General features: G+C 49.4%; 22 protein-coding genes and 1 riboswitch. Of the genes, 3 read left to right on the top strand and 19 right to left on the bottom strand.

Annotation, left to right across the window (positions count from 1 at the left end):
• Nucleotides 1–12 precede the first annotated feature (12 nt).
• Entirely contained in the window at nucleotides 13–2,955 is a 2,943-nt protein-coding gene (locus tag NYE45_RS01280) for a DUF5704 domain-containing protein (protein WP_340015270.1), read from the top strand.
• A gap of 296 nt (nucleotides 2,956–3,251) precedes the next feature.
• On the opposite strand, the gene NYE45_RS01275 is transcribed toward NYE45_RS01280, so the two are convergent.
• The 6 genes from NYE45_RS01275 to NYE45_RS01250 all read right to left on the bottom strand — a co-directional run bounded on the left by NYE45_RS01275 (nucleotide 3,252) and on the right by NYE45_RS01250 (nucleotide 9,552).
• Nucleotides 3,252–4,121: a dipeptide/oligopeptide/nickel ABC transporter ATP-binding protein gene (locus tag NYE45_RS01275; protein ID WP_340015269.1), complete on the bottom strand. Its 870-nt coding sequence runs from the start codon at nucleotides 4,119–4,121 to the stop codon at nucleotides 3,252–3,254.
• Nucleotides 4,111–4,908 carry an ABC transporter ATP-binding protein gene (locus NYE45_RS01270; RefSeq protein ID WP_340015268.1) on the bottom strand — a complete coding sequence of 266 codons (798 nt, stop codon included), beginning with the start codon at nucleotides 4,906–4,908 and terminating at the stop codon, nucleotides 4,111–4,113. Before NYE45_RS01270 ends, NYE45_RS01275 begins: the two co-directional genes overlap by 11 nt.
• On the bottom strand, nucleotides 4,908–6,500 hold the full coding sequence (locus tag NYE45_RS01265; RefSeq protein WP_340015267.1) for an ABC transporter substrate-binding protein: 1,593 nt from the start codon (nucleotides 6,498–6,500) through the stop codon (nucleotides 4,908–4,910). Before NYE45_RS01265 ends, NYE45_RS01270 begins: the two co-directional genes overlap by 1 nt.
• A 14-nt stretch (nucleotides 6,501–6,514) precedes the next feature.
• A complete protein-coding gene (gene nikC / locus NYE45_RS01260; RefSeq protein WP_340015266.1) occupies nucleotides 6,515–7,348 on the bottom strand; it encodes a nickel transporter permease in 834 nt (277 codons plus the stop codon).
• On the bottom strand, nucleotides 7,349–8,287 hold the full coding sequence (nikB, locus tag NYE45_RS01255; RefSeq protein ID WP_340015265.1) for a nickel ABC transporter permease: 939 nt from the start codon (nucleotides 8,285–8,287) through the stop codon (nucleotides 7,349–7,351).
• A 165-nt stretch (nucleotides 8,288–8,452) separates the two neighbouring features.
• A riboswitch (cobalamin riboswitch) is annotated at nucleotides 8,453–8,647 on the bottom strand.
• A 77-nt stretch (nucleotides 8,648–8,724) separates the two neighbouring features.
• A complete protein-coding gene (locus NYE45_RS01250) occupies nucleotides 8,725–9,552 on the bottom strand; it encodes an AraC family transcriptional regulator (RefSeq protein ID WP_340015264.1) in 828 nt (275 codons plus the stop codon).
• 203 nt (nucleotides 9,553–9,755) lie between these two features.
• Between NYE45_RS01250 and NYE45_RS01245 the strand changes: the two genes are divergently transcribed.
• Nucleotides 9,756–11,057, top strand: a complete 1,302-nt coding sequence (locus NYE45_RS01245; protein ID WP_336765563.1) for an alpha-glucosidase/alpha-galactosidase — start codon at nucleotides 9,756–9,758, stop codon at nucleotides 11,055–11,057.
• Nucleotides 11,058–11,176: 119 nt separating this feature from the next.
• Here NYE45_RS01245 and NYE45_RS01240 read toward each other — a convergent pair whose 3' ends face one another.
• The 8 genes from NYE45_RS01240 to ytxJ form a co-directional block, all read right to left on the bottom strand.
• Nucleotides 11,177–11,878 (bottom strand): response regulator, encoded by a 702-nt coding sequence (locus NYE45_RS01240; protein ID WP_264935621.1) that lies wholly within the window; start codon nucleotides 11,876–11,878, stop codon nucleotides 11,177–11,179.
• Nucleotide 11,879: 1 nt separating this feature from the next.
• Nucleotides 11,880–13,484: an ATP-binding protein gene (locus NYE45_RS01235; protein WP_340015263.1), complete on the bottom strand. Its 1,605-nt coding sequence runs from the start codon at nucleotides 13,482–13,484 to the stop codon at nucleotides 11,880–11,882.
• Complete coding sequence (locus NYE45_RS01230) at nucleotides 13,485–15,824, bottom strand: histidine kinase (RefSeq protein WP_340015262.1); 2,340 nt, start codon at nucleotides 15,822–15,824, stop codon at nucleotides 13,485–13,487.
• An 89-nt stretch (nucleotides 15,825–15,913) separates the two neighbouring features.
• Entirely contained in the window at nucleotides 15,914–16,474 is a 561-nt protein-coding gene (gene kdpC / locus NYE45_RS01225; protein ID WP_340015261.1) for a potassium-transporting ATPase subunit KdpC, read from the bottom strand.
• A gap of 60 nt (nucleotides 16,475–16,534) precedes the next feature.
• A complete protein-coding gene (kdpB, locus tag NYE45_RS01220) occupies nucleotides 16,535–18,535 on the bottom strand; it encodes a potassium-transporting ATPase subunit KdpB (protein ID WP_340017287.1) in 2,001 nt (666 codons plus the stop codon).
• A 208-nt stretch (nucleotides 18,536–18,743) separates the two neighbouring features.
• The gene (gene kdpA / locus NYE45_RS01215) at nucleotides 18,744–20,417 is read right to left on the bottom strand and encodes a potassium-transporting ATPase subunit KdpA (protein ID WP_340017286.1); all 1,674 of its coding nucleotides are present in this window, start codon (nucleotides 20,415–20,417) and stop codon (nucleotides 18,744–18,746) included.
• Between the two features lie 163 nt (nucleotides 20,418–20,580).
• The gene (locus tag NYE45_RS01210; RefSeq protein WP_340015260.1) at nucleotides 20,581–20,763 is read right to left on the bottom strand and encodes a hypothetical protein; all 183 of its coding nucleotides are present in this window, start codon (nucleotides 20,761–20,763) and stop codon (nucleotides 20,581–20,583) included.
• Between the two features lie 78 nt (nucleotides 20,764–20,841).
• Nucleotides 20,842–21,381 (bottom strand): bacillithiol system redox-active protein YtxJ, encoded by a 540-nt coding sequence (gene ytxJ / locus NYE45_RS01205; protein ID WP_340015259.1) that lies wholly within the window; start codon nucleotides 21,379–21,381, stop codon nucleotides 20,842–20,844.
• Between the two features lie 222 nt (nucleotides 21,382–21,603).
• Here ytxJ and NYE45_RS01200 point away from each other — a divergent pair, with 222 nt between their 5' ends.
• The gene (locus NYE45_RS01200; RefSeq protein ID WP_340015258.1) at nucleotides 21,604–22,458 is read left to right on the top strand and encodes a hypothetical protein; all 855 of its coding nucleotides are present in this window, start codon (nucleotides 21,604–21,606) and stop codon (nucleotides 22,456–22,458) included.
• Between the two features lie 118 nt (nucleotides 22,459–22,576).
• Here NYE45_RS01200 and NYE45_RS01195 read toward each other — a convergent pair whose 3' ends face one another.
• From NYE45_RS01195 to NYE45_RS01175, 5 genes are all read right to left on the bottom strand, one after another.
• On the bottom strand, nucleotides 22,577–23,005 hold the full coding sequence (locus NYE45_RS01195) for a VOC family protein (RefSeq protein WP_340015257.1): 429 nt from the start codon (nucleotides 23,003–23,005) through the stop codon (nucleotides 22,577–22,579).
• Between the two features lie 167 nt (nucleotides 23,006–23,172).
• Nucleotides 23,173–23,733, bottom strand: a complete 561-nt coding sequence (locus NYE45_RS01190; RefSeq protein WP_340015256.1) for a hypothetical protein — start codon at nucleotides 23,731–23,733, stop codon at nucleotides 23,173–23,175.
• Between the two features lie 79 nt (nucleotides 23,734–23,812).
• Entirely contained in the window at nucleotides 23,813–24,040 is a 228-nt protein-coding gene (locus tag NYE45_RS01185) for a hypothetical protein (protein WP_062837704.1), read from the bottom strand.
• Between the two features lie 187 nt (nucleotides 24,041–24,227).
• Complete coding sequence (locus NYE45_RS01180; protein WP_340015255.1) at nucleotides 24,228–25,100, bottom strand: sugar phosphate isomerase/epimerase; 873 nt, start codon at nucleotides 25,098–25,100, stop codon at nucleotides 24,228–24,230.
• Between the two features lie 12 nt (nucleotides 25,101–25,112).
• Nucleotides 25,113–25,988 (bottom strand): sugar phosphate isomerase/epimerase family protein, encoded by an 876-nt coding sequence (locus tag NYE45_RS01175; protein WP_340015254.1) that lies wholly within the window; start codon nucleotides 25,986–25,988, stop codon nucleotides 25,113–25,115.
• Between the last annotated feature and the right edge of the window lie 2 nt (nucleotides 25,989–25,990).

The raw sequence follows: 25,990 nt of genomic DNA, 5'->3' as shown, positions 1-25,990 counted from the left end.
AAGCCCATGTACATGGATAACACACAGTATTACTTACCAGGAAAACCAATCTTGGTTAGTGTCGAATCATTTGACGGTGAGGCAGTGAAATTTACAACTCAAATCGGAGGTGCTATTGAACCAACAGCCCACAGACCCTATAATCCACCTAAATACTCTGCCGACTACATATTCAATACGGATATATATTGGCGGGCTGTTGCCGAAATAACCAAAGAGATCAACCTAACCGCTGGCGGGCAACTTAGCTTGAACCAATCCAAACAATTGAATGCTACGGTCAAAACCAAAAATGGAGATGGAAACTTTGGAGCAGAGACCAATGTAAACACCGGTAGCGGTGGTACAACGACATGGGAATCATCCAATCCAGGTGTCGCTACCGTTAGTAACTCCGGATTAGTTCAAGCCGTCAGTAGAGGAACAACAACCATCACCGTATTGTGGGAAAAAGACGATTTCACCTTAACTACCACAACAAACATTGGCGTTGAAGAAGATCCGGGTCCTGGTGGTGAGAACGGTAATGGAGGCGGTGGTGGAGGTTGCACACCAACGATTGGACCACCTTCTGCTGGCACCATCATGAGCATGAATGATCTCGATCCAAATGCCAATGGTGTTATTAAGTCAGATAACAGAGATAATGAGACATTCAATGTGTTAAAAGGAATCCCTACTTCTGAATCACTCTATACGAATGCCTTTGCTGACAATTACCTGTTTAAACAAGCCTGGGCGAAAATGAGTGGTAAAGTTACATACGACTGCAATATCACAATCTCTTACGACAGAGAATGGACAGTACCTGGACCCGAAATATGTGATGATGATGGTTGTACACCAGGGCCGCCTGTACCCGCGAATGACACGGTATCCAAGCCATACACTTTCCAAATCACAAGAGACTACTCCTACTGGAAAATTAACAACCTGGAAGTATACAAGATCGCTAAAGCAACCATGAATAATTACGCTTTGCCCGGAGAGACCGTTACGATGAATCCAACAGGATACACACCACCAACACTGGAATCTAGAAATGATGAATCCGTAGAAAGCCATGTACGACCAGGGCAAACCACTTCAATCTCATATACTCCACCCAAATTAACAGGTGGTTTGAACCTACCTCCCAGCGTGCCTGATGATACATCACGGTTAAAAGGCATGGCTGAGTCCAACACACCTCAAAGTAAAGTGAATAATGATTTAGTGAAATTCAACAGCACAACCATTATGAATGATGCGGAAGCAACCAAAGATGGCCCAACACCATTCAACATTCCTAATCCAACGACGATTGGGCGCGATGTGCTGTATAAACCGGGCAATATAATCAGCAATTCCCTACTGAATAAAGCAAACACCACAAGCTCCGGTGAGATCTATTATGATCTTCTACCGGGTAACGTGAATGGCGGCGCCAACAAAATATTGCCGATTAACGGCATCAACACCGTCACAGTGCACACTCCCGTCGTCAACTACGCCTGGGTGTCGGATGATCAGCCGCATAATCAGAAAACCGTACCGGACCCAACCAGCGCTGCACTCATTCTGGAACGCCCGTTCATTGTGCGAATCCCTACAGCGGGACAGCACTTGGACGCAGCGAGTTATCCCGGTTATGGAAATCGGGACTATGCCAAATATTTTCGGATCAAACAGGTGCAATTCCCGTTTGATGTCTATAACGCTGACCGGAGTCAGTTTATCCCTGCCAAGACATGGGTCGATATTCCGGTCAATCAACTGGACACCACATTCTATCTCCCTGTATGGGTAGACGAAGGCAAGTATCACATTGTATTCCGCAACATTGCAGAGAATGCACCGGCAAACTTTACCGAGCAACAGGATGCCAATACCAATTTGGCACATCATGTTGCAGCGGACACCGTACCCGTAGATGTCATCGGAAGGTTATATGATTTTCACATCACTGATATCTCCGATTACAACTGGGAAAATGTATTTCGCAAGCGATTGGGCAGTCCCGAACCAACGGGCTATAGCTACTGGACTGGGATGAATAGCATTGATGGTGATCCACGAGGTAATCTGGCTCCATTTGTATTGCCCATCCGACCAGGAAGCCATCCGGTGCAGGGATTCGCTAACGCGACTGTGAAGACAGGGTACCATTTCAAGTTCGATCTGAAGACAAAGGGTAATATGTTTGGCAAACAGGATGGTATTCGAATTACACCTACTTTTGCTTTTGTGAGTAAAGATGGGTCCTCCCGGCAAGAAGTGGATCTGTACTACCATCGCGGTCAGGAACGCCTAATCCGAATCGGCTCGGCACAGGATCTGGAGAAACGATTTGTTGTCCTGAACTCAAGGCTTCGAAATGTACCCGGCACGGAGTTAGGCGATACAGCGCGTTATCAGTATACTTATGAACTGTCAGCGGAAGAACGTAACCAACGTACGTTGGCAGAACATATGGTCCGCCTGGTCGATCAGACTTCTCATCAAAAAACGTGGGTAGGTCGCTATGACTGGATGATCCTGTCCGCTCCGATTAGGACGCTTATTGGGCCCAAAACGGACATTCCTTCCGGGATCAACGTGGACCGGGCCAATGCAGCAATACAACGCTGGTACGGGGAGTACAGCTTGCCAGCCGATGTATATGCCGTACCAAAAGGTACGGATCTCGAACCCCTCGCCCGACAAAACCAGCTAGATGAGAAATCGAATACTTTTCTGAAAAATGGTTATATTGTGGTCAACTTCAACATGGAGAGCCTACGGAACGGAAATACAGAGGCACCCCATCTGCAATATATTCATGCGCCGCTGATGAATCAATGGCAGATGGAAGGTTTCAACAACACGCCAACTGACAGCCAAGGCAGAACCTGGCCGCTGAAGGATGGCGATATTGTCTTATACCATGCTGATCAGTCCAGCCGGAACGACTTCCAATCCCAAGTGCCACACTAGTACTGGATCACCCAATGAAGCAATCAATAATTGTATGATGAAATAGCTATAAAGTGCCGGACTAAGTACTACACAGACATGCAAAACTATGGTGTACTGAATGATATAGGTGCACTGAACGACATATGACGAAAAATTAACAAGCTATTCTGTATTCCAGTGTCACGTCCCAGCTATACACAATATGCCTGTTATACAACAAAAGGATCCCTTGAAAGTCATCAATAGACTTTCAAGGGATCCTTTTTTGTGTCTTTCTCTTTGTATAATCCAACATAACGAATCCGCGTATCAAGTTATCCCAACAGACTTTCTTGAAGAACCCCCATCCGCCCTTGTTCCTGTTCCTCTTCTAGATTCTGCGCCTGCACCCTATGCTTCATTTCCCTCACGGACAACACCGAAGCCATCAGGCTACGGGTGTAGGGATGATTGGCTGAGCTGGTCAGCTGCGAACTCTCTACGACTTCGACCACCTCGCCTTGGTACATCACGGCAATTCGATCACTAACCTGTTGCACTACCGCCAGATCATGCGATATGAAAATAGATGAGATGCCTGTATCCTTTCTCAACTCCACCAACAGATCCAGGATCTGCTGCTGGATGGAAACATCCAGTGCGGAGGTGGCTTCATCGAACAGGATGATGTCTGGCTCTACTCCAATCGCACGGGCAATGACTGCTCTCTGCTGCTCTCCGCCGCTCAGTTCATGCGGATATTTATCCGCAGCAGCAGTCGGCAACCCCACCCGTTCCAACAGCTTGAGCACTTCCTGTTCCGCTTGCTGGCCCTTCATTATTTTATAATTGATGAGTGGCTCCCGGATAAAAGCTCCAATCTTCATTCGCGGATTAAAGATAGCCGAAGGCTCTTGGAATACCATCTGGATCTTCTTTCGTTGCTGCCGTAGTGCCTTTCCGTTCAATCCGGTAATATCCTGCTGACGATATCGAATCTGTCCTGAAGTCACTCGTTCCAGATGGGTTACACATCTAGCCAGTGTGCTCTTCCCGCTACCACTCTCACCGACAATCCCCAGACATTCTCCCGGATATAGCTCCAAATGAACAGCTTTCAGCGCATCAACTGCCCTATGTCCCTTTAACTCGTAGGTTTTGCACAGGTTTCTCAGTTCCAGAATCGGTAACTCCTCATGAGCCATGAACATTTCCCTCCAATTCAGGTACAGCACTCAGCAGCTTGCGAGTGTACTCATGCCGAGGATCGGATATGACGCGGAAAGTATCTCCCATTTCAACCAATGTACCACCCTGCATAACACCAATTCGGTCCGCCATATGAGCTGCAACGGCAATGTTATGCGTAACGATAATCATGCCTGTCCCCTGGCGGGAACGAAGCTCGCTCAATCGATTCATCACTTCATTTTGTGTCGTCACATCCAATGCACTTGTCGGCTCATCTGCAAGTAGAAGTTCAGGTTCCATCGTAACCGCCATAGCTATCGCCGTTCGTTGTTTCATCCCCCCACTAAGCTGCGAGGGATAGGCACGCATGATTCGTTCGGGATCTTTCAGTCCCATGTCCGAGAGCATATTCACAGCCATCGCTTGAGCTGCTTTTCTGGACACGCTGAAATGAGTACGAATCGCTTCGATATACTGACTGCCGATGCTGCGAATCGGATTAAGATACGATCCACTGTCCTGAAACACCATGGCAATCCGCTTCCCGCGCACTCCGTCCCAATCCAATCGCGAGTCACGTAGAAGCATTTTTTCCTGAAAAGAGATCTCTCCCCCGGTGTATCGACCACCTTCTGGTAACAGGCCAAGCAAAGCCCGAATCAGGGTCGATTTTCCGCTGCCGCTTTCGCCTACAATCCCGATAATCTCCCCCTTATTCATGGAGAAGGACAATTCCTGTAGAGCCAGAGAATCACCCTTGTAGGTTACGGAAAGGTTATTGACACTAAGCAGGGGCTTCATTACTGCCCAACCTTAATATTACGATCCAGCAAATAGAAGTCGATAGGATACATCGTCGCACCTTGCACGGTACTTTTACTCACAATATTAATCGGGGTATAGGTCAAAAACATATAGGCTGCATCATCCAAAATCATCTGCTGGGCCTCTGCTGCGAGAGCATACCTTTTCTCCACATCAAACTCGGAGTGAAGACGAGTAATTACTTCATCGAGCTTCGGATTGCTATATCCGCCCACATTCCATTCCGCGCCCGTCATAAAGTAGAAATCCAAAATATATTGCGGGTCACCCGTGATGCCTGTATTGATACTTGTTAAAGCAAGATCGTAATTTCCGCTCTTCTGATGATCGGTTAAATCCTCATAAGAGGTCATCTCCAATTGAACACCGATCTCCTTAAGCTGGGACTGCATCGCAGCAGCCACAATTGAATCGGACTCGTAAGCGGAGTTGAGAATCAGCTGTAGCGACAGCTTCTTTCCATCTTTTTCGCGAATGCCATCGCCATCTGCATCCTTGAAACCAGCCCCATCCAGCAACTGTTTGGCTTTCTCCGGTTCGTAATCATATCCTGTGATCTTGTCATAGCCAAAAGGCAGAGCTGAGGTGAATGGTCCTTTGGCTGCCTGACCGCCCACCAGCGTATTTGCATACATCTCTCGGTCAATACCATATGAGATCGCCCGGCGAACCTCCGGATCACTCAGCAGCGGATTGGTCGTGTTGAACCATACGAACTGGGTGCGCAGGCTTGGAATTTCATCAATGGTATATTGACTCTTGTCCTGGAATAATGCCAGACTGCTGCGTCCCACGTTACTTGCTACATCAATCTCACCAGATTGCAGAGCAAGAGCACGTGTGCTGTCATCCTTGATGTATTTCAACGTCAATGTGTCGACATCTGCCGCGCCGCCCCAATATCCGTCATACTTTTTCACCTGGATTTCTTGATCCGGCGTATAACCCGTCACCATAAATGGCCCAGTTGCAATCGGCTCGCTCTCGAATTTGGATGTATCTGCGCTAGTATCCACGATGATAAACAGCGGCTCGGCAATATTGCCAAGCAAGGATGCGTAAGGCTCTGTCGTCTTGATCGTCAGATCTTGTCCTTCAGCAGTCATCGACGCAACTGGCACAGTTGCCTGTCCTCTTTCATTTAACTCAATGGAGCGTTCGATCGATTTTTTCACCGCGTCGGCGGTTACTTTGTTTCCGTTATGGAAAGTTACACCCTCCCGAATATGAAAATGCCAAGTCGTGTCATCCACACGTTCCCAGGTATCTGCAATTTTAGGGACCAACTTCATATTCTCGTCAAACTGAATCAGTGTCTCACCAATCGCTGCACGCGTAAGTGTCCAGCCGTTCCATTCTTCTGCCGGGTCCAGGTTGCTTCCCAGCCAGAACAGGGCCACATTCAGATGCGTTGGTGCACTTGTCGTACCATTGTCCGTAGCCGCCGACTTCTCCGTTGCATCCGACGAGGTCGATGGATTATTGGTAGTACCACAAGCTGCAAGCAAGAACACAACGAACATGGATACGATGGTGAGCAGGATTGATTTTTGTAAATTCCTCTTCATTCTGGTTCCTCCAGTTAAGCTGTATTTTTCTTGGGATCAAGTACATCTCGCAGGCTGTCTCCCAGTAAATTAAAAATAATAACGGTGCTAAATATCGCCAGACCCGGATAAATCAACAACCAAGGCGCAGTCTGGAGATATCTTCTGCCTTCATTTAACATCGCCCCCCACTCGGGGTTCGGTGGCTGCGCGCCAAGCCCGAGAAACGACAACCCCGAGATGGACAGCATCATACCACCCACATCCATCATCGCCATGACGATGAGTGGAGACATCATATTGGGCAGGATCGTCCTGCCGATGATCTGGATCTTACGTGCTCCGCTGAAAGCAGCGGCAGCGACATATTCCTTTTGTTGAAGGGAAATCACCAGGCTTCTGGCCATCCGTGCATACTTCGCCCACCAGACAACCGACAGTGCCAGTACCGTATTGAACAATCCCGGCCCAAGCATGCCCACCACAGCGATCGCAAAAATAAGGCCCGGAAATGCCATTAATGTATCAGACAACCGCATAAGCACCGTATCCGTCAGACCCCGAGCGAAACCGGCGATAACCCCAATCGCTACACCTAGTACGAACACAATGCTAATCATCATAAAGGTAAGCAGCAGCGAGGTTCTTGCCCCGTAAAGAAGGCGGGATAATACACAGCGGCCAAGCTGATCGGTTCCGAGCGGATATTCGGCGCTGGATGGCTGCAACACTTTGGCAAAGTTCGTTGCAAGTGGATCGTGTGGTGCGAGGAATGGCGCAACCATAGCGAGAATAATCCAGAAGACGGTCAGAGACAGCAGGAATGTGAACCAGCGATTTTGCAGTAATACAAGTCTGAAGGCTCTCATCTATACATCCACATCCAGTCGGATTCGAGGATCACGAAGATGTGTCCATACGTCAACCAGCAGATTCAGCGTGACATATATGATCGCCATCCAGATGACATACCCCTGAATGAGAGGATAATCCCTTGTAAAAATGGCATCCACCGCCATCTGGCCAACACCCGGCCACACAAATAAACTTTCCACAATCGCTGCACCACCTAACAAAGCACCTGTCGTCATGCCCATAAGGGTAACGATCGGCAGCAGAGCATTAGGGAGAATATGACGTAAAATAATGATCGACTCCTTCACACCTCTGGATCTTGCTCCGATCACATAGTTCTGGCTTGTCTCCTCAAGCAGGACCGTACGAATCTGTCTGCTGTACTGGGCAACAAGTGGAATCGCGAGTGTACATGCGGGCAGAATCAGACTGTTCCAGCCGGAATTGCCCATCACTGGTAGCAGCTTCAGCTGTACACCGAAGACCAACATGAGCAACATACCCAACCAGAAGCTGGGCATCGATAATCCGGCAAAAGAGAATAAACGAATAACATAATCAAGCCATTTGTTGCGGTACACAGCCGACAGCATTCCCAGTGGAAAGGAGACCAGAATAACCAGAAGCATGGCGCTTCCTGTCAGCCAAAGCGTTGCCGGGAGCCGCGCCATGAGCACATCCAGTACTGGACGATTGTATTTATATGACGTACCGAAGTCTCCGGTCACCACCTGTCCCAGCCATGTCCCATATCGATAGAGAAAGGGTTGGTCCAATCCAAGCTCTGACCTCACCTGCCTGACCAGCTCATCCGATGGCGTTACACCTGTAGACATGAGCATAAGTCTGGCTGGATCTCCAGGAGACAGATAGGTTAGCAGGAATGTCAGGAACGTGATGCCGAACAATACGGCTACCAGTTGTACTAATCGTTTAACGATATATCTGCTCAAGTGCTCAAACGCCCTTCCCCAAAACTTTATGTATGTGCCATGATGTCCTCCTACATATCAAAAAAAGCGTCCCTCTCCGTGTTACTGGATGAGGACGCCTTAAATAAACAGATTTTCAGAAAAAATCATGCTCTCTAAACACCTTCCTATCTCCCGTAGGGTACTACTGTGTTTGTTAAACCTGGCAGGTCTCCTGGCTCCAGAATCATCGTCACTTGTAGCTCCTTCCCGGTCTAAACCAGTGGATTTATCGCTACCTGACTCCTCTGTTACAGTGGCGGGACCGCGCCGGTATTACACCGGACTTCCCTATTAAGCTTCCACCCTGACGGGCAAAGCACCAAGTTCCACATATTCAATTACACTTCTGTATCAGTATAGCGGGACAACGATTAATGATCAAAACTTTTCTTTTAAATTTGAAGCAATAGGTGCATCTAATCGCGAATTCTCGAACCCTTTGGTGATACACCCGTCACTCGCTTGAACATCTTCGAAAATAGTAATGGGTCCGTATAACCCACCGAGTGGGCTACTTCACTAACAGAAAGTCCGGGGTTTTGAAGAAGTTCGGCAGCACGATTCATTCGATACTCCAGAAAAAAGGACTGTAGCGACTTGCCATAGCGCTCCTTGAACAACCCGGACAGATATGTGCGATCCAGTCCAACAGCGTGGGCAATATCCAGAATGGAGGTTCGCTGGCTGTACCTGTTCTCCATAAACTGAACTGCCTGCCGGATGTACGTCTCTTTGCTCGAAAGGAGCTGTCCTATTTCCTCCTCCACAGGAGATGAAGAGATTAATTCTGCCATCAAGCGGTACAAGAGACTCTGGTTCATCACATCACCTCCCGGACGTGTGGAAGCCTGAACCATCTCCGTATACAAGTGTTCCATCGTACTCGTATCATGGGCATCGTATACCGGTCGCTCCGGACTTAACTGGGCACGTTGCATGAATGCTTTGGCTTGTACACCCTTGAATCCAAACCACGAATACGTCCAGGGCTCCTTCGGATCTGCCTCATAATGAATAAGTGTATCTGGAAGAATCACAAAGCCCTGTCCCTGAGTGAGCTTGTACTCCCGATCCCCCATGTACACAGTGCCCCGTCCTTCATGGATGTAATGCACAACATAGGAATCACGTACACCCGGTCCCCAATAATGTGCAGGATCACACGCCTCCCACCCGAAAAACAACAAAACCAGCTCCATCTGTGTCCAGCCCGTGGGAACCACATTCATCTCAATTGGACTCACGCTATGCCTCACTCCTTACTTCCTTTCGCGGATTACTATCTGTATACCTAATTAAATTATAACAGCTAAAGTGGATAAATATTAGTTGAAAGCGGGAACAAAAATGGGATTATGCCATGTTTGAAAGGGGTTGAGCCATAGTTATATGAGCCGGATCGGCCTATAGTTGGGGTACAACATTTTTCAGGGAGGCTGAACTTAAGATGAACAAAATTACGTTTCTCGGTGCAGGAAGCACCGTCTTTGTTAAAAATGTATTGGGTGATGTCATGATGACCGAAGCACTGCAGGATTTTGAACTGGCATTGTTTGATATCGATGCTGAACGTTTGAGCGATTCCGAGCGTTTGCTGACCAGTCTGGCCCGTTCAATTGGAAGTCGTTGTGTCATTAACGTATATCATGACCGCAAAGAAGCGCTGCGCGGAGCCAAATATGTTATCAACGCCATTCAAGTCGGTGGATATGATCCATGTACCATTACGGACTTCGAGATTCCGAAGAAATACGGACTGCGTCAAACGATTGCAGATACACTCGGCATCGGCGGAATTTTCCGTAACTTGCGGACGATTCCGGTCATGTTGGATTTTGCCCGGGATATGCAGGAAGTATGTCCGGATGCCTGGTTCCTGAACTACACCAACCCGATGGCTGTGCTTACCAACGTCATGAACGTGCATGGTGGGATCAAAACCGTAGGATTGTGTCATAGTGTGCAGGTATGTGTGCCGCATCTATTTGATGCACTGGGGATCGATCAGACAGGTGTGGTGGCCAAAATTGCAGGCATCAACCACATGGCGTGGTTGCTCGAAGTTACAAAAGACGGGCAGGATCTGTACCCCGAGATTAAACGTCTGGCGAAGGAAAAACAGAAGGAACAGCATGACGACATGGTTCGTTTTGAGCTGATGCAGCGCTTTGGCTATTATGTAACGGAATCCTCCGAACACAATGCCGAGTACCACCCATACTTCATCAAACGGAATTACCCGGAGCTAATCGAACGCTTCAACATTCCACTGGATGAGTATCCACGCCGCTGTGTGAACCAGATTGAAGGCTGGAAAGAGATGCGTACCAAGCTGTTTGCCAGCGAAAATATTGAACATACCCGTAGTCGGGAATACGCATCGCATATTATGGAGGCTATGGAGACGAACCAACCTTACAAAATTGGCGGCAACGTCATGAACAACGGACTGATTACGAACCTGCCGCGCGAGGCATGTGTCGAGGTACCTTGTCTGGTCGATGGATCAGGGATCAGCCCTACGTACATTGGTGACCTGCCTCCACAACTCGCGGCATTGAACCGGACCAACATCAATACGCAACTGCTGACGATTGAAGCGGCAATTACCGGCAAAAAAGAACATATCTATCACGCCGCTATGCTTGATCCACACACAGCTGCGGAGCTGTCTATCGATGATATCGTAGCGATGTGTGATGAGTTGATTGAAGCTCACGGCGACTGGTTGCCAAAATACACGTCATAATAAAAAAGCACCGTTTCCTTTACTGCTAAAGGGGACGGTGTTTTGTTCGTTCCGTAGCGCTCACCCACTAAAGCGTGCATCGCATTCATTTGATAAGAAACGCCCCGCTCCCTTGAACCTTATTCGGCAGAAAGCAAGAAGCGATAACCAATGCCAGGCTCCGTCTGAATATATCGGGGATTTGTCGGATCTTCATTTAATTTTTTACGCAGATGTCCCACATATACCCGAAGGTAATGGCTGTCAGACTCATGATGATGCCCTCCCCATACTTGCTGCAAAAGCTGACGCTGGGTGATGATCTTCCCCGCATTCGAGGCGAGCACCTTCAGCATCTCATATTCGGTTGGGGTTAATTTGACCAAAGTACCTTCCAGTTCCACTTGCCTTTGGGCCAGATCAACCGTCAGTGATCCGAAGCGCAGTATCGGCTCATCCGTCGTTTTGGCTACATGACGCAGCGCCACCCGAATACGTGCGACCAATTCACCCATTCCGAATGGTTTGGTCACATAATCATCTGCACCACCATCCAACGCGGCAATTTTGTCTCCCTCCTGATCCTTCGCTGTCAGCACGATAATTGGCACTTGTGACCATTCGCGAATCCGGCGAAGTACTTCCATGCCAGACATGCCCGGCAAACCAAGATCAAGGATGATCAGATCCGGATGTACAATACTGGCCTGAATGACGCCCTCTTCGCCATCCCCACACTCGTGGAGTTCGAATTGGTGCGCCTGTAGGGTGACCTTGAGCAATTTGCGAATTTGCGGCTCATCATCGATCACCAGTATGCGAGCCCCTAGTGGTGCGTTCATGTTATTCTTCAACCTCTCCTTGTTCTGAATAGGGAAACCGCGGTCCGTGAGCCTCCATGGGGATATTTATGCGCATTCTCGTTCCACCGCCCGGATTCGGCTCTGCCACAATGGTACCTCCGTGGACCTCCACAATGCCTTTGCAAATCGCCAGACCAAGCCCCGTTCCTGTGACATGCTGAGTGGACTCCGAGCGATAGAACTTATCAAATATACGTGTTCTTTCCGCTTCCGGTATACCAATGCCTTGATCAGCTACCCAGATCATCAATTGACTTAGGCTCTTATCACTCGTCACCTTGATGACAATCTGGCTCTCATCAGGCGAATATTTAATGGCGTTACTGACGATGTTGACCAGTACCTGCTCCAACAATACTTCATCTCCGTAAATGAAGGCCGGATCATCAGGCAGTTCAACTTGAATGTTGCGATGCGGACTGAATTCCCGAACTTGTGTCAGTACGACGCTGATCATGTCCCCCACGTCACACCATTTCCGATTCAATTGCAACATGCCGCTCTCCAGTCGAACCATACCCAGCAGATTCGTGACGAGACGATTCATACGCAAGGCTCCATCCCGAATGTTGCCAGTTAATTCTCTCCGATCCTCGGATGTAAAAAGCGTATCATTCTCCATCAATCCTGTAGCCGAGCCGATAATGGCGGTTAGGGGCGTGCGTAATTCATGGGAGACAGAGTCCAGCAGCGCTGTGCGTATACGCTCCGATTCGGCAGTAATCTGCGCCAATCGGGCCTCTTCCGCCAGCTTCACTCGGGCAATGGCACCTGCCGCCAGACCTCCGCATGCTTCCAGCAGACGAAGCTGTTCTTGCTGCTCATGAACCTCGCCAGCGTCCATGCTCACGGCGAGCACGCCATGAATCTGCTCCTCTGTGCGTAGCGGCACGTAAAGTCCGGGAGATTCCCGCAAAGTGGATGATCCCTTACCGGCGATCTGTCCGTGATGATACACCCATTTGGCAATGGCAATCTCCGACTCTCCATCTCCCCAGCTGTCCTTTTCCCCTTCTGATGCGGATGCGGATGCGGATGAGCTTGTAACCAGCAGATCCCCCTGTCCATCCGGAAGATACACAGCCGCAGGCTTACCGAGGGTAAGCGATACTTGTGTTGCAATGTTAACCAGTAAGGTATTCAGATCCGTAATAGCTGTCATCTGACGACTCAATGCGTACAGGGAGTTAGTCGTGGCCTCGCGTGCTTTTACCATCTCCAACTGTTGTCGCAATCGACCTGCAAGACTCGCTGTCAGGATAGCCACCGCAAGATACACGACAAATGAGATGAGATACCTCAAGTCTTCAACCGTAAAGCTCAAATATGGCGGTACAAAAAAGAAGTCAAACATAATGACACTAAAACTCGCGGCATATACAGCTGGCCCCATTCCCCAGTACACGGCACTAACCAGTACGGGAAACAGGTATACAAGCGCTACATTCACCAGATCACCACTCATGCCGATGGCATGAAGCAGTAAAGTTAGCAGCGTCACCCCAAGGGTCACCCATACATATGCCGGAACCCGTTTCCCATGGGATGCCCGCGTTTCTTTTTTTATTCGTTCAGACAAAATCATTCACATCCCGCTCAGTTCATAATCATAATCTGCAACGATCAATACATCCAGATGCCGCGACAAGCGTACAAGTCGGTTGACCACTGAGCCCGAGCCGCGGTAACCATTCAGCCACCACACCCGTCTTGCCTGCCCGACCACAAGCTGGGTTGCTCGCGCCTCCGATGCTTTTCTTGCCAATATCCCAGGTACATCGCGCAGCCTTGGACTGTGATGAATATGAAATTGACCGCCAAGCCGAATCGTCAGCTGTTCCAAGGCTTCCAGATGGCACTTCACTTCGTCACTCATGGACTCACCGATGTGGATATGGTGTACATGCCAGATGGCTTTGAGACGATAAGCCATGCGGAACCCGCGCCGGATCAGCCGCTCGGCATGACGATCACTGCTTACACATACAAAGACCGCTTCCTGTCTGCGCCAAGGTCCTCGAAGTGCAATTTTGGCCTGCTGTGTTTCAAGCCGTTCATCGACATCGTCCGCCAGTTCGCGCAGGGCAAGTTCACGCAAGGCAATCAGATTACCAATTTTGAAGAAATTCGCAAGGGCTTGCTCGACCTTGGCAGTTGCATAGATTTTACCCTCCCTCATGCGCTGCCGCAAGGCCTGGGGTGCCACATCAATCAGCTGCACCTCATCCGCCATCTGAATGATCCGATCGGGCACGGTCTCGCGGACACGAACACCGGTAATATGTTCAACGGCATCATTCAAACTTTCGAGATGCTGTACATTCATTGTGGTAATCACCGAGATGCCTGCATTCAGCAGGAGCAGGACATCTTCATAACGCTTTTGCCGAACACTTCCGGGCACATTCGTATGCGCCAGTTCATCCACAAGCACCACTTCCGGACAAAGATGCAGAATGGCCTCCGTGTCCATTTCTTCCAGACGAGCCTCCTGATACACTCGCTGTGCGCGAGGGATCACAGATAGGTGACCCATCTGCTCCACGGTTTCCGCCCGCCCATGAGTCTCCAGCAAGCCGATCTGTACATCGATGCCCTTACGGAGCAAATCATTGCCTTCCCGCAGCATCATGTAGGTTTTGCCTACACCTGGTGCGGCTCCGATATATATTTTGAATGTGCCGCGCTGAATCTGACCTATCTGTTCCTTCATTTCCTGCTCGCTTAGTCTGCGGTATGTCAGCGACTCCACATCGTTAACTTTTGCTGGAACCACACGTTCACCCTCCCGAGCTGCTCGATCAGCAACAAGAAACAGGTCGACACCACGTAATCTGCGTAGCAGCGAGTTCACAACGGACCCTTGCGACAATTCCTGCCAGCGCGTACGCCGGGAGTGTCCCATCACAATCCGGGTAATCTGGTGCTCCATGGCGTAACGCGCCAGCGTAGACGGGATGTTGCGACGGTGCAATATAGACAACTCTTCCATATGGCCGCCAAACTTCTCTACCAACTTGATCATATTGCGCCGAAATACGGTTGCCTCCTTGGTTAATGGCTGCTTCATATTCCGAAAAACCACGGCGCACAAATCACCATTCAGCCGTTTGGCTATCTGTTGTCCACGCCTAATATAGATCGAGCCGTTCCAATGATATTGCGTGGACACCAGAATCCGTTCCATGATGCCTGTTGTGACGGTAATTCCCATCTCCTCCCGATGCTCACGCAGGGATTCATTCACCCCTTCTGCAACCAATCTCAGGGCCAGTTCGCGCAAAATACCCAGATTACCTTGACGAAATACAGCTTCTCCCTCATGCCCCTTTAGATGACCTTCTGCCAGACGGCTCAGTATGGTTTCTGGTGTGACGTCAATCAGCTTGACTTCATCCGCAAGTTCCAGTGTATCCGCAGGTACCGTATGTTCTGCTGCGATACCGGTGAGCTGCCGGGCCAGTTCGGTATACCCTTCTAGCTCATACACATTCACCGTTGTCATGACACTGATATTGTTTCGGAGCAAAAACTGAATGTCCTCCAGACGGGTAGCATAGCGAGCGCCTTCTCTATTGCGATGTGCCAAACCATCCACCAGCACAACCTCCGGATTACGCGCCAATAGTGCATCCAGGTTCAGATCTTTCATCTCTACATCATCACTCTGGCGTAACCAGTGAATACTTGGAATCCGTTCGAGTGCGCCAAGCTGTTCCACCGTTTCCGGTCTGCGCATTGTGGAGACGGCGCAGATGACCACATCAATGCCCTGTTGGCGCAACGTGTTCCCTTCCCGCAACATGTGATACGTTTTGCCTGATCCGCTGACTGGGCCGATGTAGATTTTGAGGGTACCCTGCTGCAGCTTCGTAATCATCCTCAACATTTCTTCCGGTGACTTGCGCTTAAAGCTGTCTTCCATCCGTCCTCTCCCCCTTTCTTGTTAATGTGAAGACAAAAATGGAGAAAGCCCCTCCCGATATATCGTGAGCAGGCTAATATGTTCGTTCGTTACTTCAGTTCTGCTGTCAGCGCCAGATTCAGAGCCGTTACATTCACACGCGGTTCCCCGAATATACCCATCTGACGACCTTCCGTATGCTCATCTACAAGTTGCACAAGCTGCTGTTCACTAAGCCCCGTAGCTTCGCTAATTCGTGGGATCTGTGCCTCAGCGGCTTCGGGAGAGAGATCTGGGTCAAGTCCAGAGCCTGAACCCGTCACGAGATCAGCAGGGATCTGCTTCAATCCCGGGTTTTCCTGCTGGAGCTGAGCCATCTTTTCCTTCATCTCGCCGATATATTCCTCCGAAGCTACAGCTCGATTTGAACCGGCTGAAGCCGTTGGGTCATAACCGGCACTCGATGCTCGGGGCTGGAACAGCCCCGGCGATTGGATTTCCTGCGCAAGCAGGGACGAGCCGATGATTTTCTCATCTTGCGTAATCAGACTGCCATTCGCCTGCGCAGGAAAGAGAAGTTGGGCTATGCCAGTCGTTACAAGCGGGTAGATTAGGCCGCATATCAGCATCAGCACGACGGATAACCGCACGGCGGGCAAAAACATGTTCATACAGATCACTTCCTGAATTCATTAGGATAAAAGGACAATATTGATAACGTTGTTAGCTCGTTAAAGAATCCCCGACAAAACCATGTCAATCAGCTTAATACCGATAAAAGGTACAATCACACCACCTACGCCATAGATGAACACATTACGACCAAGCAGCCGTTCGGCTGACATCGCCCGGTACTTAACCCCTTTCATCGCGATGGGAATAAGCAGTGGAATAATAATGGCGTTGAAGATCAGCGCCGACAGGATTGCGGACTGCGGCGAAGCCAGATTCATAATATTCAGCGCCTGAAGCTGCGGCATGGCGAGAATAAACATGGCTGGAATGATGGCAAAATATTTCGCGATATCATTGGATATCGAAAAGGTTGTAAGTGCGCCGCGTGTAATCAGCAGCTGCTTGCCAATGGAGACGACCGACAATAGCTTGGTCGGGTCAGAGTCCAAATCAATCATGTTGGCCGCTTCCTTGGCCGCCATGGTGCCCGAATTCATCGCCAGGCCCACATCGGCCTGCGCCAGAGCAGGAGCATCGTTGGTACCGTCGCCCGTCATAGCGACGAGCTTGCCCTCCTGCTGCTCTTTTTTGATTGCCGCAATCTTGTCCTCGGGCTTCGCTTCGGCAATAAAATCATCCACGCCCGCTTCCAGCGCTATGGTCGCTGCGGTCAGCGGATTGTCGCCTGTACACATAATGGTCTTGATGCCCATGGCGCGCATCTCGGCGAACTTCTCTTTCAGCCCTGGCTTCACAGTGTCTTTCAGATAGATCACACCGTAGATTCGCTCATCGATGGCAACAGCAAGCGGCGTGCCTCCAGCCTTCGCAATTCGATTTGCAATCTCATCCAGATCTCCCGGTATACGTCCTCCTTCGGAAGCAATATATCGTTTGATCGCATCTACCGCACCTTTGCGAATCTTCATTCCGCTGATGAAATTTAGACCGGACATCCGGGTCTCTGCCGTGAACTCCACAATTTCCGCATTGGCATACTCCGTCTCAGCCCAGCTCTGGCCTTGTTTACCTGCCAGTTCCACAACAGAACGTCCTTCCGGGGTCTCATCTCGCACAGAAGCCTGTAAAGCAGCCCGCGTCATCTCTGATGAAGTAATGCCATGAACCGGAATGAATTCAGACGCCATACGGTTTCCGTATGTGATCGTCCCCGTTTTGTCCAGAATCAACGTATCGATATCCCCGGCTGCTTCCACCGCTTTACCCGACATGGCGAGCACATTGAACTGCGTAACCCGATCCATTCCGGCAATACCAATGGCGGACAGTAATCCACCAATGGTGGTTGGGATCAGGCAGACAAGCAGTGCGATCAGTGTCGCCAGATCCAGTCGAATACCCAGGTAATTGGCCATCGGGACCATTGTCAGAATGACGATCAGAAAGATCAGAGTTAATACGGCAAGCAGGGTTGTCAGCGCGATTTCATTAGGTGTTTTCTGGCGCTGTGCACCCTCAACCAGAGAGATCATCCGGTCAAGGAATGACTCACCCGGATCGGTCTGAACACGCATGACGATGTAATCGGACACAACGCGTGTACCTCCGGTAACCGAAGAGAAATCGCCTCCTGCTTCCTTGATGACTGGGGCAGATTCTCCCGTAATGGCCGATTCATCAATAGAGGCCAAGCCTTCTATAATCTCACCGTCCGTCGGGATCAGTTCACCAACTTCCACACGGACCATATCGCCTTTTTTCAACTGGGTCGAAGACACTTGCCGGATGGTTCCATCCTTCTGCACCAGATTGGCCATGGTGTCCGACTTCGTCTTGCGTAACGTATCCGCCTGCGCCTTGCCTCTACCTTCTGCAAGTGCCTCCGCGAAGTTAGCGAACAGCAGCGTGAACAACAGAATGAAAAACACGGCAATGTTGTACCCGCGCCCAGCCTCCGATGCGGTGAAGAGATCTGGATTGATGCTCAATAAGAGCGTAATGAATGTGCCAATCTCGACAATAAACATGACCGGATTTTTGATCATGACCACCGGATTTAACTTTTTGAACGCATCCAGTGAAGCCTGAAGTATCATCTCCTTGCTTAACGACCGTTTTGATCCGGGATCACGTTGAATATTACCGCGGTTGTTATCCGGCTCATTGCCTTTCGTTCTAAACATTTCTGTATCCATGTGTTGCATCGTCTGCTCCTTCTTTCGTTCGACTGCATTCATCGTGCACTGCCACCTCCATACGTTACGTCCTTGTGCTGATCCATCTGTCGTCTCCCTGTCATATCCCTCATTGAATCATCGCCAAGTGTTCTGCGATCGGTCCAAGGGCAAGCGACGGGAAGAATGTGAGTGCGCCGACAACAACGATCATCATGACCAGAATGCCAGCAAAGAGAGGTGTGTGGGTCCGCAAGGTGCCTGTGGTTACCGGTACAACCCGTTTCGTAGCGAGTGAACCCGCAATAGCCAGCATGGCGATCATCGAAACGTATCTTCCCAGCAGCATAACGATACCAATCGCGATGTTGTAAAAGTCTGTATTCGCATTCAGTCCGGCAAAGGCCGATCCGTTATTGGCTGCACCCGAGGCAAAAGCATAGAGAACCTCGGTCAGGCCATGCATGCCCCCGTTCGAGATGGACGCAACGGCTTCGGGCCGCATAAGCGCGAGTGCCGTTGGCGCCAGAATAATCAAAGGATGAATGAGCAAGGCGATGGATGCGAGCTTCACTTCTTTGCCCTCGATTTTTTTGCCCAGGAACTCAGGTGTTCGTCCCACCATCAATCCACAGATAAACACAGCCAGAATCACATACAACAGTCCGTTGATCAGCCCTACCCCTTTGCCCCCAAACACGTTATTGAGCATCATCTGAGCCAGTGATACCATGCCTCCAAGTGGAGTGAGCGACTCGTGCATATTGTTGACCGAACCTGTAGTAGCCGCTGTCGTGACTGCCGTGAATAAAGCCGATTCAGGTATGCCGAACCTGACCTCTTTCCCCTCCATATTGCCCTGAAGACCCGCCGCATCCAGCGCAGGTACACCGCGATATTCGAAGACAAATACGGTGGTCAACATCACCAGGAAAAGAAAACTCATCGCTGCGAACAAGGCCCAACCCTGCTTCCGGTTATTGACCATCAAGCCGAAGGCGTATACCAGTGCAGTCGGTAACAGCATCATGCAGACGATATGCACCAGATTGCTCAGGGCCGTCGGATTCTCGAATGGATGTGCAGCATTGGTTCCAAACCAGCCACCACCGTTGGTGCCAATGTGTTTGATCGACTCCAGTGAGGCGACCAGTCCACGTGAGATCGTCTGCTGCGCGCCTTCCAGCGTGGTTGCGTTCACCGCTCCCGCGAGTGTCTGAGGCACACCCTGGAACACGAGGAACAATGCTACAATAAAGCTCAGCGGTAAAAAAATTCTCGTAATCGACCGTACAAGGTCGACATAAAAATTCCCCAGTTCATCCCGGCGGCCTACCAGACCACGAATGAATGCAATGGCTACTGCGAATCCCGTCGCTGCGGACGTAAACATCGGGAACGTCACGGCCAGCATCTGTGACAGATACGACAGGGCATTCTCGCCCGTATACGACTGCCAGTTCGTGTTGGTCATAAAAGATACGGCTGTATTAAATGCCTGCGCCGCTGGCATATTACCGATGCCATCCGGATTGAGCGGTAAATATTTTTGCAGTCGCAGCACCAGAAACATCAATACCAACATTACAAAATTCGAGAGGAGAACCGCCGTGAGGTACTTTTTCCACCCCATGGACTCATTCTCGCGTACGCCCATCACTCGATAGAGCAGTCGCTCCGGTCCACCAAAAATCCGATCCAGCCCCGTTCGCTGTCCATCGAACACGTTCACTACATATTTCCCCACCGGCTTCACCAGCAGCAGGATGATCAGTAGCGTCACCGCTACTTGCACTACACCGATACCCATATCCGCATATCCTCCCTATTCGACGTTCCCTTGTTCCGCATTACGTACATCGTCAGCATTAGAATTTCTCCGGCTTCACCAGCACATAACCGAGATAAATCACCAGTGCAAGCACAATCATGCCAATGACGATCATCTGACTTCCCCCTCTCTACCCTCAAGCCTTCTCGCAAAATTTCACAAATCCCCAAAACACCGCAAACAGCAGCACAACCAATCCAATCATCGTGGCATCATTCACCATGCGCCTTTCCTCCCTCTCTCTACCGTTCTCTGCACCTGCTACATGTAAAATCGTAATACGAAACGCTGTAAAAAAGGGGTAAAGAAATGCCTCCATGGGTGTAAAAAAAGCGTAAAAAAGACCCGCTCTCCTCAGCTAAAGGCTGAAAAGAACGGGTCTATCAAGGTGTGTTATTCATCCAAACGGATTCTGTGCCCACTGCAATAATCTCTTTTTCGTGATTTTGCCATGGGAGGTATGATTGACGACTTTTCCCTGATCGAGAAGAAGTACCTGTGGTGACTCATGGTGAACCTCTGTCTCTTCCGCAATATGGCGGGACAACGAACGATTTTCAATCACTTTGACGATGCGGTAATCCATGAATTGTTTGGGATCTGATGCATGGGTGCCCACAAACGCCATAAACTCTCTGTACGCTCTAGCACTCGTCGGACACGTCGTGCTGTGCTTCAAAATAAGCACCGGATGATCCTGCGAACGGTGAAGCGCCTCTTCCCAGTCACCAGGTTTGTGCAATTCACGGACATGTTCGCTGAGCATATGTTCTGAGTCTGACCCGGCACGTTTGCTAACCACCGAACCAAGCACAATGCCAAGCGCCAAGCCAAAAGCAATCCCGAGTCCAAGCTGCTGCGTAGCCGTACCAATGCTGACTCCCATAGCCGTTCCTATAGCAAGCCATACGGCTTGATGATTTACTTTTTTCTTCATGCAGATCTTCCCTTCTTAAACTATGTATATCAAGGCTATATCTTCTCATCCTTTATTCTGATCAAATTATAGCATAGGCCTCTGTGAGCAGGCTTTGATAATCTTCATCTCCGAGTACAGATTTCAGCGTTTCGATTTATGCAAAATGCTCATTTGTGATACACTGGTTGTAATTTGGAAACGATGAACATGAAGAATGGATTGGAAGGGCGGAAATTCCATATGACATACGCGTTTATGATTGAACCGCAGGATTTTATTGCGCTGGATAACGAAGACGAGTTAATTGAGAAATGTCAGGAGTGGGGCCTGCTTTCGGGTAAAGCAACCAAACTCAAAATGTTCTATTATAAAGGAAACGGATTGAACATGCCCTGCACCATCATTGGATATGTCGATCACATGGCAGCCGTTATTCAATTGGATAATGGACAAAAGCATTGTATTCACCCGTCGTATCTGAAGGAAATGCAAGCGTCCAGTTACAGCGCCAGAAGCATAAGTAATGCCGGGTCAGATCGAAGCACAGAATCGACAACTTCGGATACAGTCACACCAGTCGCTGCTGATGTTGCGCCAACTCCAGATGCCTTGGTTAACCTGGATGAAATTCCGCCGGATCTGGATGATTCGGACGACACGGACACAGATGAATTCTCCTCGGGGATGAAGGGTGATCCGGATGGGCTAGTAGAAGAGTATGTTGGACCTCAAAGCGGGGCAGCCAGTGAAGCCAAACCTAAAGCCAAAACAGCGAGCAAAGCCAAAACCGTCAAGATTGATCTGCCTGAAGGCAAAGTGAAGATGAGTGCCGTGGTCAAAGAATTCACCACCGTACCGAATCATTTCTCTGACAATGATGATGAAGTCATCATCTACGAAGCAGTTACCATAACGGAGCCAGACGTCATCGATGTTGGGGAAGCCTGGTCCAGCCACAGTGCTACGGTTAAGAAACAGGAACTCGAAGTGGGAGACGTTATCACGTTTGAAGCGAAAATCATCAAGAAGAAGCTGACACGTAACCCGGTTCCTTATAAAATCAACAACCCTTCCAAGATTCAGAAGGAAGGCTAATCAAGTGAGATTAATCACGAATCATTACAAAAATTAGCACAAAAAACCTCCACAACTGCTCAAAGCAGATCGCGGAGGTTTTTGCCATTTGAAGGCTATATTAGCAAAGAGTACACTCTTAAGCTTGTCCCGGCGTAGCACTAATCTGAAACTGTACACCAAATTTATCGACAACCGAGCCGTAGGCTGGACTCCAGAATGTCTCTTGTATCGGCATTTTCACTTCGCCGCCGTCTTGCAGTTGGTTGAAAATTGCTTTGGCTTCATCCGCCGTATCCGTGTTCACCGTAACCGTAACATGATTACCTACAGTGTACGGCATGCCTGGAAATGTGTCGGACAACATTAATACCGAGCTGCCAATTTGCAATGAAGCATGCATAATACGGTCTTTCGCTTCGGGCGGGATGGGGTGATTCGGATCCGATGGACCGTCACCAAATGTTTGAAGCGCGAGCACTTCCGCTCCAAATGCCTTTTGATAAAAATCTACCGATTCACGTCCATTACCGTCTGTTACCAGATACACATTCAAGCTGATCGACATGCGTTCTTCATCTCCTTGGGCTCTTGTAATTATACGATTCACGCCACTTGCGACATGAGTATATATGAACAGGTTGTCCTTTGACAAGCGTATATTTCTGCACTCATCTCTGCGGACCTTTACATGATTAGGGTTACCAACATATTCTGAATCCATCCCTCTCTCCACTACTGCTTGCGCTTGCGCATATAGTAGAGAAACGTGATCAGAACACCCGGAACCAGTGCTGCAAAACTGGCATAGATCAGACACCATTTCAACAGTGTACATATCGGAGTGAGTTCAGCAAGCACAGGCGTACGTTCAGGATAACGAGACATGATCAGGGACGCACCTATATTTTCGAGCATATCCATAGCCCAACCTAAGACTGGAACCAGATTCACCCAGCGCCAGCGACTCTTTACCGGAAGCACGCGATAGAGTACGGATAACAGAACAACCAATAACAACAGATAGGCCAAGGGCCATATGAGGTCAAATGTGAATCGTGCCTGAATATAGGCGCTCCGTCCTGCTTCACCATACTGCTCAGCCATCTGATAAAGATCATTCGCCGTGTACAGAAAAGAGGAGTCCGGGGACTGCCCGCCACCTGTGGCCTCCTCCGACTTTGCCGCCTGCCAGGGCAGAATAAATGCAATGAAACAGGCAAATACAACAACCGCAGCTATAACCCATTTCCAATTGACCCGCTGATAGAACCAATCCGACGCTTTATTCAGCACGTTCTGTCCCCTTTCCGATAAAAAAAAGACCACTCTCCCGAATCCTGTCGGTAAAATGGTTGTGTTCAATCCTATGAAGTTATCGAGCTTGAACGATGTTATCTATTTCACTTTTCAATAAGAGGTATCGGTGAACACTTCTCATGATCGGGACCTTCGTTAGTTTGTTCTTGTCCACGTACAGTTTCATCTGGTCTTTGGTCAAGCCGAGCAAACTTCCAGCTTCCGATACCGTCAATACTACCTCGGGGTTCGTAGCATTAAACGTCTTCTTTACTTTCTGATTCCAGTCCTCGAATACCTGCATAGATCAGCGACCTCTCCTATCCATAGCCAGTTATTATCAGGCTGAATATATCCATTATACCACACTTGTGATGCTCGTAACTTAATCCTTGCGCAGAACCATATTCTGATAGGCTTAATCACTTGTTGTAGCATGACAAAAAGAGCCACTTTTGAACGTGGCCCTTGATTATATCTCTATAGTGTTCTTACGCCTCTTTCCAGAAGCGGCGCAGGTTGTCCATGGCGATTTTGGATGCGGATTTGCATTCCTCCATGCCTTCGAACTCCACCGTAATGTTGCCATCATAGCCGGAGTCTTTGATCAGCTTTACAATTTTACGAATTGGAATGTCCCCTTGTCCAACGATGGCCCCTCGCAGGAAGTTACCGTAGGCTGTCGTGAACCATTCACCCTCACCCGGATGCTCATCATAAGGACGGAAGTAGAAATCTTTGAAGTGGACCAGAGAAGCGTACGGCAGATTTTTCATGACGCCAATGATCGGGTTCTCATCCACGCACATGAAATTGCCAATATCGAGTGTTGTTTTGAAATTCGGACGATCTACAGCATGCAGCACACGCTGCACTCGATCACTCGCCTGCACGCTGAAGCCGTGGTTCTCAATGGTTGTAGTAATACCAAACTGCGCAGCATAGTCCGCAATGATCTGGCTTCCCCGCACCATCAGCGGCAGATGTTCCTCGAACCAGGCAATGGTCATTTTCTCCTTCGGCAGGGTAAACGCCGTGACGTCATGACGCAGATGTTTTACACCCATTCGGTATACGACATCCACATGCCTTTTGACCCGAGCCATCTCTTCTGCAAACGCCTCTTCCGTCTCCTGCACGAAATTCGCTGGCATCGAGTAATTGGACAGTTCAATACCCGCAGATGCTGCCCGTTCTCGAATTGCATCCGCCAGATCGTGATTATCCTCCACGGTATAACCGTAAGGCACCATCTCCATATGCTCGCCGCCGTTCGCCGCAATCCAGTCGATCACATCCAGCACCGTCATCTCACCCGAATTCAGATCGTTCAACAAACTATACGTGCTCAGGCCCACTTTCATCTGCTCAGCTCCCTATCGATATTGTTGGATAAATTGAACCGCCTTGCGTATGTCCTGCTCCGGCTGATGCCCTACCTCGCGTTCAATCGTCAGATAACCGGTGTAACCAATCTCCTGAAGCGCTGCAAAGTATCCGTCAAAATCAACGCCACCCTCGCCCAGCGGCACCTCGCGGAAGAATGTTCCGGAAGAGACCATCTCGGCAATCTTATCGTGATCCATAGGGGCATAACCGACCGCTCCGTATACGTCTCGTGGGTCAACTTCCTTCAGCCGCACACCATCCTTCACATGGGTATGTACGATGTAATCCTTGAGCAGATGAACGCCCCGCGCCGGATCATCTCCGGTCACCATCACCATATTCGCCGGGTCAAAATTCACCGATACTCCGTTGGTCGACAACGTATCCAGGAATCTTTTCAAATCAGCAGCCGTTTCCGGCCCTGTCTCAATGGCAAAGTATGCGCCAACACTCTTGGCGTATTGGCCTAGTTCCTCACAAGCAGCATGCAGCGTGGCATAAACTTCCGATGAAGGGTCATGTGGAACAATACCGATATGTGTTGTGACGATGTTGGTGCCCAGATCGAGGGCCAGATCCACGATCCGCTTCGACTTCTCCACTTTCCACGGATTATCTTCCTTGACCTGAAACCCATGTCCGCCCAAATCGCCAACCAATGCTGAAATTTCGAGACCTAGAGAATCAATGTAACTCTTTAGCTCCTTGCGCGCCGCAGGCGACAAATTTTCAGGGTCCATCTCTCCCTTGACGGCATAGATCTGCACACCTTCTGCACCTACGTCTTTGGCCTTGTTCAACCCTTCCCGTACACCTACGCCAAAGCTATCCACGATGACACCGATCTTATTCGTTAATTTCATGT

Origin of the sequence: Paenibacillus sp. FSL K6-1318, assembly GCF_037976905.1 — a bacterium.
GTDB classification, from domain to species: domain Bacteria; phylum Bacillota; class Bacilli; order Paenibacillales; family Paenibacillaceae; genus Paenibacillus; species Paenibacillus amylolyticus_A.
Note: the sequence above shows the minus strand (reverse complement) of the source record. Positions and strands in the feature narration are given on the sequence as shown.